At 70.6% G+C, this 12,187-nt stretch carries 13 protein-coding genes and 1 tRNA gene; 9 read left to right on the forward strand and 5 right to left on the reverse strand.

What is annotated here, in order from left to right; genetic code table 11:
* Positions 1-64: 64 nt before the first annotated feature.
* The 5 genes from VGW35_22595 to VGW35_22615 form a co-directional block, all read right to left on the reverse strand.
* Positions 65-139: transfer RNA gene (locus VGW35_22595), tRNA-Met, on the reverse strand.
* 118 nt (positions 140-257) lie between these two features.
* Positions 258-1,622 carry a sigma-54 dependent transcriptional regulator gene (locus VGW35_22600; protein HEV8310461.1) on the reverse strand — a complete coding sequence of 455 codons (1,365 nt, stop codon included), beginning with the start codon at positions 1,620-1,622 and terminating at the stop codon, positions 258-260.
* Entirely contained in the window at positions 1,619-3,094 is a 1,476-nt protein-coding gene (locus VGW35_22605; GenBank protein ID HEV8310462.1) for an ATP-binding protein, read from the reverse strand. Before VGW35_22605 ends, VGW35_22600 begins: the two co-directional genes overlap by 4 nt.
* 228 nt (positions 3,095-3,322) lie before the next feature.
* The gene (locus VGW35_22610; protein ID HEV8310463.1) at positions 3,323-3,727 is read right to left on the reverse strand and encodes a response regulator; all 405 of its coding nucleotides are present in this window, start codon (positions 3,725-3,727) and stop codon (positions 3,323-3,325) included.
* Positions 3,724-4,362 carry a response regulator gene (locus VGW35_22615; protein ID HEV8310464.1) on the reverse strand — a complete coding sequence of 213 codons (639 nt, stop codon included), beginning with the start codon at positions 4,360-4,362 and terminating at the stop codon, positions 3,724-3,726. The genes VGW35_22610 and VGW35_22615 overlap by 4 nt, the downstream gene beginning before the upstream one ends.
* A gap of 418 nt (positions 4,363-4,780) precedes the next feature.
* Here VGW35_22615 and VGW35_22620 point away from each other — a divergent pair, with 418 nt between their 5' ends.
* From VGW35_22620 to VGW35_22660, 9 genes are all read left to right on the forward strand, one after another.
* Complete coding sequence (locus VGW35_22620) at positions 4,781-5,056, forward strand: hypothetical protein (protein ID HEV8310465.1); 276 nt, start codon at positions 4,781-4,783, stop codon at positions 5,054-5,056.
* 46 nt (positions 5,057-5,102) lie between these two features.
* Entirely contained in the window at positions 5,103-6,323 is a 1,221-nt protein-coding gene (locus VGW35_22625; protein ID HEV8310466.1) for a CoA transferase, read from the forward strand.
* A complete protein-coding gene (locus tag VGW35_22630; protein HEV8310467.1) occupies positions 6,320-7,105 on the forward strand; it encodes an enoyl-CoA hydratase in 786 nt (261 codons plus the stop codon). Before VGW35_22625 ends, VGW35_22630 begins: the two co-directional genes overlap by 4 nt.
* Before the next feature lie 7 nt (positions 7,106-7,112).
* On the forward strand, positions 7,113-7,673 hold the full coding sequence (gene folE / locus VGW35_22635) for a GTP cyclohydrolase I FolE (protein HEV8310468.1): 561 nt from the start codon (positions 7,113-7,115) through the stop codon (positions 7,671-7,673).
* A gap of 103 nt (positions 7,674-7,776) precedes the next feature.
* Complete coding sequence (gene erpA / locus VGW35_22640) at positions 7,777-8,100, forward strand: iron-sulfur cluster insertion protein ErpA (protein ID HEV8310469.1); 324 nt, start codon at positions 7,777-7,779, stop codon at positions 8,098-8,100.
* A 27-nt stretch (positions 8,101-8,127) separates the two neighbouring features.
* Entirely contained in the window at positions 8,128-8,397 is a 270-nt protein-coding gene (gene moaD, locus VGW35_22645; protein HEV8310470.1) for a molybdopterin converting factor subunit 1, read from the forward strand.
* Positions 8,378-8,818 (forward strand): molybdenum cofactor biosynthesis protein MoaE, encoded by a 441-nt coding sequence (locus VGW35_22650; GenBank protein HEV8310471.1) that lies wholly within the window; start codon positions 8,378-8,380, stop codon positions 8,816-8,818. The genes moaD and VGW35_22650 overlap by 20 nt, the downstream gene beginning before the upstream one ends.
* A gap of 8 nt (positions 8,819-8,826) precedes the next feature.
* Complete coding sequence (gene tilS, locus VGW35_22655; GenBank protein ID HEV8310472.1) at positions 8,827-10,323, forward strand: tRNA lysidine(34) synthetase TilS; 1,497 nt, start codon at positions 8,827-8,829, stop codon at positions 10,321-10,323.
* The gene (locus tag VGW35_22660) at positions 10,320-11,798 is read left to right on the forward strand and encodes a DegQ family serine endoprotease (GenBank protein ID HEV8310473.1); all 1,479 of its coding nucleotides are present in this window, start codon (positions 10,320-10,322) and stop codon (positions 11,796-11,798) included. The genes tilS and VGW35_22660 overlap by 4 nt, the downstream gene beginning before the upstream one ends.
* The last annotated feature ends 389 nt before the right edge of the window (positions 11,799-12,187 follow it).

Raw genomic sequence — 12,187 nt, forward strand, 5'->3', positions numbered from 1 at the left:
CCATCGTCCCTCCCACCGGGCCCTCGACAGCCGCGCGCAGCCTTCGACCGGGGCGAAGAAGAATTGGTGGCGGTGGGAGGAATTGAACCTCCGACACGGGGCTTATGAGACCCCTGCTCTGCCGCTGAGCTACACCGCCAAACCCGAGTCATCATAAATGAATCGCCGGAGCAGCTCAACCGCTGGCGCCCGCTGGTGTGCCCGCACGTGTGCCCGCGAGCGTCCGGGCGGCCTCCAGAGGGGCCGGCCGGATCAGATCACCGGCCGACCGGGGGATTGTCTCGGAAGGGATGCGGGTTGAGGCGGGCCCTCGTCCAGCGCTGGAGCGTTCGCAGGCTTACGCCCAGGATGCGCGCAGCCGCCCGCCGGTCACCTCCGGTCTCCTCCAGTACGCGCCGGACGTAACGCGTCTCCACCTCGGCCAGCGTCGGGCGCTCCGGCGCCAGTGGCTCGACGCCCGGAAGGGGACCGACCTCGCGGAGCGTCAGGGTGTCACCCGGGGCCAGGGCCACCGCCCGGGCGATCGCATTCTCGAGCTCACGCACGTTGCCGGGCCAGGGGTGGCGCACGAGCCAGTCGATCGCCGCCTCGTCGAAGGCGGTGATCCGCCTTCCTGCCTTCTCGGCTGCCCGGGCCAGGAAGTGCTGCGCAAGGAGCGGAATGTCCTCGGGTCGCTCGCGCAAGCTCGGCAGCCGCACGGGGATGACGGCCACCCGGTAGTAGAGGTCCTCGCGGAATCGACCCTCGCGCACGCGCGCCGCGAGATCGGCGTTCGTCGCCGTGATCACGCGGAAGGTCAGCTCCTGGCTCTCGCGGCCGCCCAGCCGCCGCACCGTCTTGTCCTGGAGCGCCCGCAACACCTTCGCTTGCAGCGCCACCGGCATCTCGGCGACCTCGTCGAGGAAGAGCGTGCCATCGTCGGCTTCCTCGAGTAGCCCGGGCCGTGAGCGGTCGGCGCCGGTGAACGCACCTTTTTCGTACCCGAAGAGCTCAGCCTCGAGCAGCGTCTCCGGAATGGCGGCGCAGTTGACGGGAATGAACGGACCCCGCCGGCGCGGCCCGGCGTGGTGCAGCGCCCGGGCCGCGAGTTCCTTCCCAGTGCCCGACTCGCCGAGAAGCAGGACGCTGGCGTCGCTGGCCGCCACGGTGCGGAGCACGTCGAGCACGGCCTGCATCGCTCGCGACCGTCCGATCAGGCTCTCCCAGCCGTAGCGCTGCTCGATCTCGGTGCGGAGGCGGCGGTTCTCTTCGCGTACCGCGCGGTCCTCCAGTGCCCGCTGCACGGCCAGGATCGCCTCGTCGAGCTTGAACGGCTTGGTCAGGTAGTCGAACGCGCCGTGGCGCATGGCTTGGATCGCCGTCTCCAGACTGCCAAAGGCCGTCATCAGGATCACCCGGCCTCCCGGCGCTCGCTGCCGCACTTCCCGAAGGAGCGTGAGCCCATCCATGCCCTCCATCCGGAGGTCCGTCAGAACGACCGCCGGCTCGACCGTCTCGAGGGCCTGGAGAGCGGCGGCGCCACTGGTCGCCCCGCTCGGTTCGTAGCCTTCCCGCTTCAAGGCGGCGCAGAGGATGTCGACCTGTTCGGCGTCGTTGTCGACTACCAGGATTCGGGCACTCATGCTGCTGCCGACGAAGCGGCCGGGAGCCAGATGCGCACCGTGGTCCCGCTACCGACCTCGCTCAAGACCTTGATGCTCCCGCCGTGTTCCCGAATGACATCGCGACAGATGGCGAGGCCCAACCCGGTCCCGCGTCCCGGAGGTTTCGTGGTGAAAAAGGGATCGAAAACACGCGGCAGGTCGTCGGGGCGGATCCCGACGCCGGAATCGGCCACGTCGAGGACCACCCCCGGCTGCCCGCCGGGCCGCGGAGCTGCATACGCCCGAATCAGCAGGGTGCCCCCGGCGAGGGTCGCCTCGATGGCGTTGATGATCAAATTGATCATGACCTGCTGGAGCTGGTTGGGATCCCCTTTCACCGTGAGCTCGGGTGCGAGACTACGGCTCACCGTGAGGCCGGCCCGGCGGGCGGTGGGTTCGAGCAGTTCGAGCACGGCGTTGACGATCGGGCCGAGGGCGACATCCTGGATCTCGGGCTTCCGGGGCCGCACGAGGTCCAGAAGCGAGGCGATGATGCCGCTGATCCGGTCGATTTGCGCCACGATCGTCCGCAGGTGAGCGGCTTTGGGGTCGTCCGCCGCCAGATCGCGGAGAACGTACTCGGCTCGCCCGGAGATGATGTTGAGCGGGGTGCCGATCTCGTGGGCGACCTCGGACGCGATCCGGCCGGCCACGGCGAGTTGCTCCGCCTGCCGAACTTGCCGGGCCAGATCGAGCCGGCCCTCGGACTCGGCGACCAGCTGGCGACGCGCCTCGGCCAGCCGCTCGGTCATCTCGTTGAAGGCGCCGGCGAGCCGGGAGAACTCGTCATCGCCGCGGACTGCAATCGTGACCGGTTGCCCGGCGCCGAGCGCCTTGACCCCGGCCATGAGAGTCCCGATCGGCTTGAGGATCGTCTGGCGCGCCCCGATCCAGACGAGGACCGCGAGGGCGACGGCCAACATCCCCACCCGCTGAACGATTTCCCATCGAGCGGCCGCGAGCTTCGCGTCGACGTCGCCGGCGAGTCGGACGATTTCCATCACTCCGCGGAAGGCGCTCGGTCGTCCTCGCAGCGGCACGATGGTGTAAAGGACGCGCTTCCCGCCACGTCGCTGGAAAAAGATGACGGGCTGCCCGACCTCGATCGCGTCCCTCAGGGCCGTCTGGGGGATGTCTTCACCGATGGTCAACGGGTTCGAGACGACGACTGGCCGGAGCGCCGCGTCGAAGATCCGGATCCGGTCGATCTCCTCCTGCACGCGCACCACTTCGGCGAGCAGGTGCCGGATGTCCGAAATCTGTCGGTCGCGGAGCGCGTTCTCGACCGCCACCTGCAGGGCGGTGGCTGTGATCACCATGCGGTGCTGCTCTTCGGCGAGGAACTGGCCCTCCTCGATGTGGAGACGCAGGACACCGTAGCCGCCGATGACCAGGACGAGGGGGGCGACCAGGAGCAGCAGCAGTTTCGCACGCAGGCCTGGACCTACCATGCGGCTCCGGCTACCCGCGCCCCGACGAAGCTGGAATCATGCGGCGGCTGGAGGACCTCGTAAGACCTGGACTCATGCTGACATACGGGTGCCGGGCGGTCAACGACTGGCCCGATCGTGCTGTCCGGGGAGCTACGACGTCATGGTGACCCTCATCGCGCCCCCGGCGGCGTGCCGAGCGTATGTCGCTGACGCCGCCCGCGTCGGCCGGGTCGTCGTGACCGGCGCTCAGGATGTCGTCGGGGCCGGATTGCGCGTGGCGAGGGCGCCGCGAAGGACGCCGAGCAGCGTGACGAGTCGGAACGGCTTGTCCAGGTATCCGGTCGCGCCGAGACGCATCGCCGTCTCGCGGGCCTTCGCCCCGCCGAAGGCGGTGATGATGATCACCGGAATCTCCGGCCAGCGCTGCCGAAGCGAGGGCAGGATCTCGAGTCCCCAGTCGCCTGGCATCTCGTGGTCCAGGATGATCGCCGCCGGTTCCACTCGCGGCAGGAGCAGGAGAAGCTCGTGGGCGTCGAACGCCTCTTCCACGCGGAAGCCGGTCGCCGTCAGGAAGTCCCGGATCACGGCACGCATTTCCACGTCGTCATCGGCAAGCAGGATGGTGGCGTCGTCGAGAGTCGCCGGCGTCATCGGGAGGCCTCCGGCTCGACCCGCCCTGCATTCCGTGAGGCGCGAGCTCGGAGTGGGCGAGCACGTCCACGGCGCTCGCCCTGGAGGAGCCATACCAGGCGGTTCCATTCGACGGGCTTGGAGAGGTGCCCGTCGAAGCCCGCGGCGAGCGTCTGCTGGTAGTGTTGGTGACGATCCAGGGCCGTGAGGGCGAGCACGCGCAGGCGAGCGCGGGCCGGGTCGGCCCGCAACCGCTGGATGAACTCGAAGCCGTCCATCACGGGCATGAGCAGGTCGCACAGGACGACGTGGGGGTCGTGGCGGCGAGGACCCGGAATGCCTCCTCGCCGTCCCCCGCCAGGAGTACACGCGCTCCCATCGCTTCCAGGAATTGCCGCAGAGCCTCTCGGCTGTCGGCGTGGTCCTCTACCACGAGGACTCGGAGCCCCTCGAGAGCACCGGCCGCCGCGGCGGGGCGGCGCCGGTCGGATAGCGCCGCCTTTCCGCCACGGCGGCCGGCCGCCCGAGGCCGGACGGACTGCTCTCGGGCGCGTCGTGTGGGTAGGGCCACGGATGCCATCGCCCGGGACGCCTCGCAATGGACGTGCCACCGACGTGCAGGTCCAAGAATGCCAAGGCTTCCCGCCGGTTGTCATCCGATGGCTTTGAATCTTCCACCGGTTCGGGCGACAGGATGGCGCGGCCGCGACAGCGTGTCGCCCGCCTCAGGTCCTCTCGGGCGCCCCGGCCCGACGCCGCCAGGCCGGGGCGCTCCGCACCGCCGGATCGGCCCTCTCATTGCCGGAGGCCCTGGCCGCCCGCGTGTGGCATCCGGCAGTCCAGGAGGCACGACCAGGCGCCAGACGGTGGCCGTGGCCCTGAAAGACCTGGACACGGTGGGCCAGTCGCCGGCGGTGGGCCGCCTCTAAAAGTGACCTCCGACAGCGTCATCCTGATCGACGGCCATCGCGGGCCGGCGGGCTTTCGGGCGGCCGCGTTGGACAGCTTCGACCCCTTTGTTATAATTCCTCCGATCGATCCTCACCCCCGAGTCAGGCGACGCCGTTCCCGATCATGAACCCTGGGGGCAGAGTTCACGGAGGAGTTATGTGGTTACGGAGACGACCTCGGACCGAGGACGAGGAGAACCCGTCGTACTGGGACGATGACGACAGCGGGGACAAGGAAGGCGACGAGGACGGCGACGAGGCCGACGAGGACGTCGACGACGAGGACGAGTTCGAAGACGACGAGGACGAGTTCGAAGACGACGAGGAAGAGTTCGAGGACGAGGAAGACGAGGACGAGGACGAAGACGACGAGGAGGACGAGCCGGAGGCCGGCCAGTAGTCCCGCCTCTCCCGCTTCGATGGTCGGTTAGCCCGAGGAGTTGCGCATGCCGCTGACCCATCTCCGTGTCCTGGATCTCACGCAGGTGCGCTCGGGCCCCACCTGTACCCGGCTGTTCGCCGACTTCGGGGCCGAGGTGATCCGCATCGAGCGCCCCGGGGAGGCGGACCGGGCGCGCGAGGCCTTCGATGCCGTCGACCTCCACCGCGGCAAGAAGAGCATCCTGCTCGACCTCGGCAAGCCCGCCGGGCTCGAGGTGTTCCTCCGTCTGGCCCGCTCGGCCGACGTGGTGGTGGAGAACTTTCGGCCGGGCGTCAAGCACCGGCTGGGCATCGATTACGAGCGGCTCGCCGCCGTGAACGGGCGGCTGATCTACGCGAGCATCTCGGGCTTCGGTCAGTCGGGTCCCTATGCGGATCGCCCGGGGTACGATCAGATCGTCCAGGGGATGTCGGGCCTGATGTCGATCACCGGCACCGAGCACACGGGGCCGCTCCGGATCGGCATCCCGATCGGCGACCTGCTGGCCGGGTACTTCGCGGCACTCGGCATCCTCGTCGCGCTCGCCGAGCGGGAGCGGTCGGGCCGCGGCCAGTGGCTCGATACCTCGCTCCTCGCTGCACTGGCCGGGAGCCTGTCGTTCCAGGCCGGCAAGTACCTCAACACCGGCGAAGTCCCGCCGCCGGTCGGCAACCACCATCCGCTCACCTCGCCCATGGGCGTCTACCGGGCGCGGGACGGCCATCTCAACCTGGCCGTCGGCTCGGAGGTCATGTGGCGCCGCTTCTGCGAGGCGATCCGGCAGCCGGGGCTGGCCGACGACCCGCGCTTCGCGACCAACCAGGGCCGGATCGACCACCGGCCGGCGCTGAACGCGATCATCGAGGAAGTGTTCGCCGGCGGATCCACGGCCGAATGGGTGGAGCGCCTGAACGCGGCCGGGGTGGCGTGTGGCCCCATCTACCACGTCGGCCAGGTGTTCGAGGACCCGCAGGTGCGCCAGGCCCATCTCGTCGAGGAGGTGCACCACCCCGTGCACGGGCCCATGCGCGTCCTCGGCCAGCCGGTCTTTCTTCACCGGACCCCGGCCAAGGTGACGGCGTCCTCGCCGCTGCCCGGGCAGCACACGCGCGAGGTGCTCCAGGCGGCGGGGTACGACCCCCTGGCCATCGAACGGCTCCTGGCTGACGGGGTGACGGCCGAGTCACGACCGGGGGCGCCCGGCGGCGACCGCGCCGGCGCGACCGTCACGAGGACTGCCCCATGAGCGACGAGATCCTGGTCGAGCGCACCGGAAGCATCGGTACCGTCGTCTTCAACCGCCCCCAGATGCGGAACGCGTTCAACCTGGCCATGTGGACCGCCCTGCCCGAGATCGTCGAAGGATTGAACCGCGATCCCGGGGTCCGGGCCATCGTCTTCCGGGGGGCGGGCGAGGAGGCCTTCGCGTCGGGAGCGGACATCTCCGAGTTCAAGCAACACCGGAAAGACCGCGCCACGGCCGAAGCCTACAACCGGCGCACCGAGGCGGCCCATCACGCGCTGGAGGGGAGCCCCAAGCCGACCGTGGCCATGATCTACGGCTTCTGCATGGGCGGCGCGATGGCGATCGCCATGGACTGCGATCTTCGCTTCGCGGCCGACACCGGCAAATTCGGCATCCCGGCCGCGCGGCTCGGGATCGTGTACGGGCTCCACTCGGTCAAGCGCCTGGTCAGCCTGGTGGGGCCGGCGGCGACCAAGGACATCCTCTTCTCGGCCCGGACGTTCGACGCCGCCGAGGCCCTGCGGCTCGGCTTCGTGAGCCGCGTGCTGCCCGCCGCCGAGCTGGCGACCCATACCTACGAGTACCTCGCCCGGGTCGCCGACAACGCCCCGCTGTCGGTCGAGGGGGCGAAGCTGATCGTGGAGGCCATCGTCGACGACGGGGGGGCGGGGAAGAAGGCCGAGATCGATCGCCTCCAGCTCGCCACCTTCGACAGCGAGGACTACCGCGAGGGTACCGCCGCCTTCCTGGAAAAGCGCCGCCCGCAGTTCAAGGGTCGATAAGCGCCCGATGCAGGAGCTCATCGAGCGGCTGCTCCGGGAGCTCGGGGAGGATCCGACGCGGGACGGCCTGAGGGGCACGCCGGCGCGGGTCGAAGCCTCCCTGCGCTTCCTCACCTCCGGCTATCGGGTAGACGTCCGAGAGATCCTAGACGGCGCCGTCTTCGTCGAGGACAGATACGACGAGATGGTGCTCGTCAAGGACATCGACTTTTACAGCCTCTGTGATCATCATCTCGTCCCATTTTTCGGCAAGGCCCACGTCGCCTACATCCCCGACCGGAAGATCCTCGGCCTCTCGAAGATCGCCCGGCTGGTCGAGATGTACAGCCGGCGCCTGCAGGTCCAGGAGCGCATGACCAGCCAGATCGCCCACACCCTCCAGGACGCCCTGCGGCCCAAGGGGGTGGGGGTCGTCGTCGAGGCCATGCACCTCTGCATGATGATGCGCGGCGTCGAGAAGCAGAACTCGAAGGCCGTGACCTCGGCCATGCTGGGGGGCTTCCGGGACCGGCCGGCGACGCGGGCGGAGTTCCTCGAGCTGCTCAAGAGCCGCGGCTCGCTTATCTGACGAGGGGTTCGGCCCCGCCCTCGCGCGTGGTATACTTCATGATGTGCGGACCCGAGCGGGGCGCCCGGGTCACGCGTCCTCATCCCTACGCCAGGAGGAGTGCATGGTCACGATCACGGAATCGGCCGCCAAGAAGGTCCACGACCTGCGTCTCGAAGAGGGGAAGCCCGACTGGGGTCTTCGTCTCCGGGTCGTCGGCGGGGGCTGCTCGGGCTTCTCGTACGAACTGGGCTGGGAGGATGCCGAGCAGGAGGGCGACCAGGTCGCCGAGTCGCAGGGCGTGAAGGTCTACGTGGACCCGCAGAGCGTCCAGTACGTCGGCGGCGCGGAGATCGACTACGTCGACAGCCTGTACGGATCCGGATTCTCGATCAAGAACCCGAATTCGAAAGGCACCTGCGGCTGCGGCCACTCCTTCCAGGCCTGATCGATCCCCGCGCCCGCCGTGCCTGCCGTGAAAGTAGCGGTCTGCCTCTTCGCCCGCTACCGTGAAGCGGTCGGCCGCGACCGGGTCGAGGTCGAGGTCCCCGAGGGCGCCACGGTCGAGGAGGTCTGGCGCGCCGTGTCGGCCGCCCATCCGACGCTCACCCGCTACCGCCCGCACACGCTCTTCGCCATCGGCAACGAATACGTGGAGGCCGAGCGCCCCGTCCAGGCGGGCGACGAGGTGGCCTGTTTCCCTCCGGTGAGTGGGGGGAGCGCTCGTGTACCGCGTCACCACTGAGCCGCTCTCCGCCGACGTCCTGGCCGACGCCGTCACCGTGCCCGAGGCCGGGGGCGTCGTGGTGTTCCTCGGCGTCGTGCGGAACATCAACGCCGGCCGCTCGGTCGTGGCCCTCGAGTACGAGGCGCACGTCCCCATGGCCGAGGCGAAGCTGAAGGAGATCGGCGAGGCGGTCTACCGTCGGTGGCCGGGGGTCAAGCAGGTCGCGATGGCCCACCGGATCGGCCGCCTCCGGGTCGGCGAGGCGAGCGTCGTCCTCGCGGTCTCGGCGGCGCACCGGCATGACGCCTTCGAAGCCTGTCACTTCGCCATCGACCGCCTGAAGGAGACCGTGCCGATCTGGAAGAAGGAGATCTTCGAGGACGGCGCGGTCTGGGTGGGGCTGCAGGGCGAGAGCCCGCCCGCCCCTGCGGCGGGGTAGAGGCCGGTGTGGTCGCGCCGCTCGATCCGGAGCCCGGCCCGGCACCCAGGGAAGAGACGCATCTGGTCGATGCCGTGCGGGACGCGGTCGTCCGACACCGCCTCCTCGCCCCGGGCGATCGCGTTCTCGTAGCCGTCTCGGGCGGCCCCGATTCGATCGCGCTGCTGGACGTCCTCACGCGGCTGCGCGCCCTCTACGGCCTCGAGCTCGCCGTGTGCCACGTCCACCACGGCCTCCGCCCGGACGCCGATCGCGATGCCGAGTTCGTCCGGAACCTGGCCACCCGTTTCGGGTGCCCGGTCACGGTCGAGCAGGTGGCGGTGCGCCACCGCGCGGGCCGCTCGCCCGAGTCGGCGGCCCGGACGGCGCGCTACGCCGCCCTCGAGCGGGCGGGGCGCGCGTGGGGCGCGACGCGCATCGCCCTCGGTCACACGGCGGACGACCAGGCGGAGACGGTCCTGATGCGCGTCCTTCAGGGCGCTGGCCCGCGCGGTCTCGGCGGGATTCCGATCCGTCGCGGCCGGCTGATCCGGCCGCTCCTCGAGTTGGAGCGAGCCGTCGTGCTCGCGCACCTCGAAGCCCGCACCCTCCCGTGGGTCGAGGACCCGACCAACCAGGATCCGAAGATGCTCCGTAACCGCATCCGGCACGAGATTCTCCCGCTGCTCGCGGCCCACGGCTGGCCCCGGATCAAGGACGCGCTCCGGCGGACCGCCCGGACCTCTCGGGAGACCGTCGAGGCGCTGGAAAGCCTGCTCGCCCCCCGGATCGCCGGGCTGGCGCGGCCGGTCCCCGGCGGCCTCGCCGTCGACCTCGCGGCGATGGCAGGGCTGCCACCCGGTGCCGTCAAGACACTGTTGCGGCGCGTGATCCTCGACGTCGGGGGCGGCGCCCCGGGAGCGGAGCGCCTGTCGGGACTCCGGGCTCATCACCTCGAGGCGCTCCACGGGCTCCTCGGAGCGGCGGTCGGGGCGCGGGTCCGTTTACCGGGCGGTTGCGTGGTCGAGCGCGTTCGCGATGGGCTCTGGGTGACCGCCCCGGCCGGGCGGGCCCTCGGCCGGGTCGAGCTCCGCGTCCCCGGGGAGACATCGGTCCCAGGCCGCGGGCTGCGCCTCGTGGCAGAGGCCGGCCCGATCGGCGAGGGCCGCCTCCTCGATCCGGCCTCGGAGGTCTGGTTCGATGCGATGGCCCTGCCCCCCCGGCCCCCGACCATCCTCGCGGTCCGAGCGGCTCGCCCCGGCGACCGCCTGGTTCCCTTCGGCGAGGCGCACCCGGTCCGGGTGGCGACCCTGCTGGCGCGGGCAGGGACGCCGCGCCCGGCGCGCACCGGCTGGCCGCTCCTGGTCGCCCCCCTCGGCGAGGGAGGCGCGGCAGGCGACGTGGTCTTGTGGGTGATCGGGGTCCGCCGCGCGGCGGCGGCCCCCGTGACGGACGACACGACGGTGGTGCTGCGGGTCCGCGCGGTCCGGGACCCGCAGCCCGTTCCGATGGAGGACGCCCCGTGAGCCGACTTTCATCGATGCGAACGCTCCTCGTCCTGGGCGCGTTGCTGGTCACGGGCGTCCCGGCCGCCGCACAGGCCCCGGCGCCGGCTCCGGCCCTCGACCCGAAGATGATCCTCGAGAGCCTCGAGCGGGCCTTCGTGTCCGTCGCCGAGCGCGTGATGCCGGCCGTCGTGCACATCGATGCCACCCCCAAGGATTCGCCGCGAGAGCGCGGGCCGGAGCGCACGCCGCGGGATCCGCGCGAGCGGCTGACGCCGCCCGAGCGCCGGGAGTTCGAGCGGCGCTTCCGCGAGTTCTTCGGCGAGGACTTCGAGCGCTTCTTGCGGCCGCGGCCACCCGAGCGGCGGGAGAGCCGAAACCAGGGCTCGGGCGTGATCGTCGACAAGGCGGGCATCATCCTGACCAACAACCACCTGGTCGAAGACGCCGGCGAGATCGAGGTCCGTCTCTCCGACCGGCGGCGTCTCAAGGCCAAGGTGTTGGGCCGCGACCCCAAGACCGACCTGGCCGTGCTGAAGATCGAAGGCGACGGCGACTTCCCGACGGCCGAGCTCGGCGACTCGGACCGGCTCCGGATCGGGCAGTGGGCGATCGCGGTCGGCAACCCGTTCGGCCTCGACCGCACGGTGACCGTGGGCATCATCTCCGCCACCGGCCGGCAGGGGGTCGGCGTGGCGACGTACGAGAGCTTCATCCAGACCGACGCCGCCATCAATCCCGGCAACTCCGGCGGCCCCCTCGTGAACCTCGACGGCAAGGTCGTCGGGATCAACACCGCGATCGTGTCGGTGGGACAGGGGATCGGGTTCGCGATCCCGATCAACATGGCGCGCCGGGTGGTGCCCCAGCTCCTGGCGACGGGCCGCGTGACCCGCGGCTGGCTCGGCATCCGCATCCAATCCCTCACCCAGGACCTGGCCCCGGCCTTCGGCGCCAAGGAAGGAGAGGGCGTGCTGGTGGCGGACGTGATGCCGGGGAGTCCGGCCGAGGCGGGGGGGCTCAAGAGCGGCGACGTGATCGTCGAGTTCGAGGGGCAGAAGATGCTCGAGATCCCGGATCTCCAGCGCATCGTCGCCGACACGGAGCCGGGCAAGACCGCCCGGCTGACCGTGCTCCGCGACGGGAAGCCGGAGACGGTGTCCGTCAAGATCGGCGAGATGCCGGGCGACGAGCCGGTCGTGGCCTCGCGCGGCACCGAGCGCTGGGGCCTGTCCGTCCAGCCGATCACGCCGGAGCTGGCCCGACAGTTCAAGCTCTCGGGCTCGGGAGGCGTCCTCGTCGCCGAGGTGCAGGATGGAAGCCCGGCCGAGCGCGCAGGCGTCCGCACCGGCGACGCCATCCTCGAGGTCAACCGGCAGCGCGTGCGCGATCCACAGTCCTTCGAGCAAGCGCTCTCGAAGGCCGAGCAGGACGTGCTCCTCTTCATCCAGCGAGAGGGACGCTCACAGTTTGTGGTGATGAAGTCCGAGCGCTGACCGCGGACCGATGCGCGTCGCCCCGCGGCGTCCTCGGCGCTCAGCGCGCCTCAACGTATGCGGCATACGCCTCGGCGCGCTTCGAGCCTGCGTCCTAGCGGTGCTCGCGCCTCGGTCCGCGGAACCGCGGGGCGAGGCCCGAGCCCCGGGTCGTCTGGCTGTCGGAGTAACCCCGGCGCCGACCACCGAGCGCGTGGTGCATCGAGGAGTGCTCCGAGCGGCGGCTTCGCCGCCGCCACGACGGGGGGGCATCGGGGGGGTCTTCCGAGACCCCCCCGAATTGATCTAGCGACGCCGGAGCTTGGCGAGCTCCTCCTTGGCCTTCACCGCTTCCTCGGTCGACGGGAACTGATCGACGAGAAATTGAAGGCGCGCCTCGGCGAGGGCCG

Source organism: Candidatus Methylomirabilota bacterium (assembly GCA_036005065.1).
Classification (GTDB): domain Bacteria; phylum Methylomirabilota; class Methylomirabilia; order Rokubacteriales; family DASRDR01; genus DASYQW01.

Bases quoted from the DNA above. Each gene is read 5' to 3' on its own strand.
- erpA (HEV8310469.1), top strand. From the start codon at position 7,777: ATGGTCACGATCACGGAATCGGCCGCCAAGAAGGTCCACGACCTGCGT.
- VGW35_22620 (HEV8310465.1), top strand. From the start codon at position 4,781: ATGAACCCTGGGGGCAGAGTTCACGGAGGAGTTATGTGGTTACGGAGA.
- VGW35_22600 (HEV8310461.1), bottom strand. From the start codon at position 1,622: ATGAGTGCCCGAATCCTGGTAGTCGACAACGACGCCGAACAGGTCGAC.
- VGW35_22625 (HEV8310466.1), top strand. From the start codon at position 5,103: ATGCCGCTGACCCATCTCCGTGTCCTGGATCTCACGCAGGTGCGCTCG.
- VGW35_22610 (HEV8310463.1), bottom strand. From the start codon at position 3,727: ATGACGCCGGCGACTCTCGACGACGCCACCATCCTGCTTGCCGATGAC.
- VGW35_22605 (HEV8310462.1), bottom strand. From the start codon at position 3,094: ATGGTAGGTCCAGGCCTGCGTGCGAAACTGCTGCTGCTCCTGGTCGCC.
- VGW35_22630 (HEV8310467.1), top strand. From the start codon at position 6,320: ATGAGCGACGAGATCCTGGTCGAGCGCACCGGAAGCATCGGTACCGTC.
- folE (HEV8310468.1), top strand. From the start codon at position 7,113: ATGCAGGAGCTCATCGAGCGGCTGCTCCGGGAGCTCGGGGAGGATCCG.
- VGW35_22615 (HEV8310464.1), bottom strand. From the start codon at position 4,362: ATGACAACCGGCGGGAAGCCTTGGCATTCTTGGACCTGCACGTCGGTG.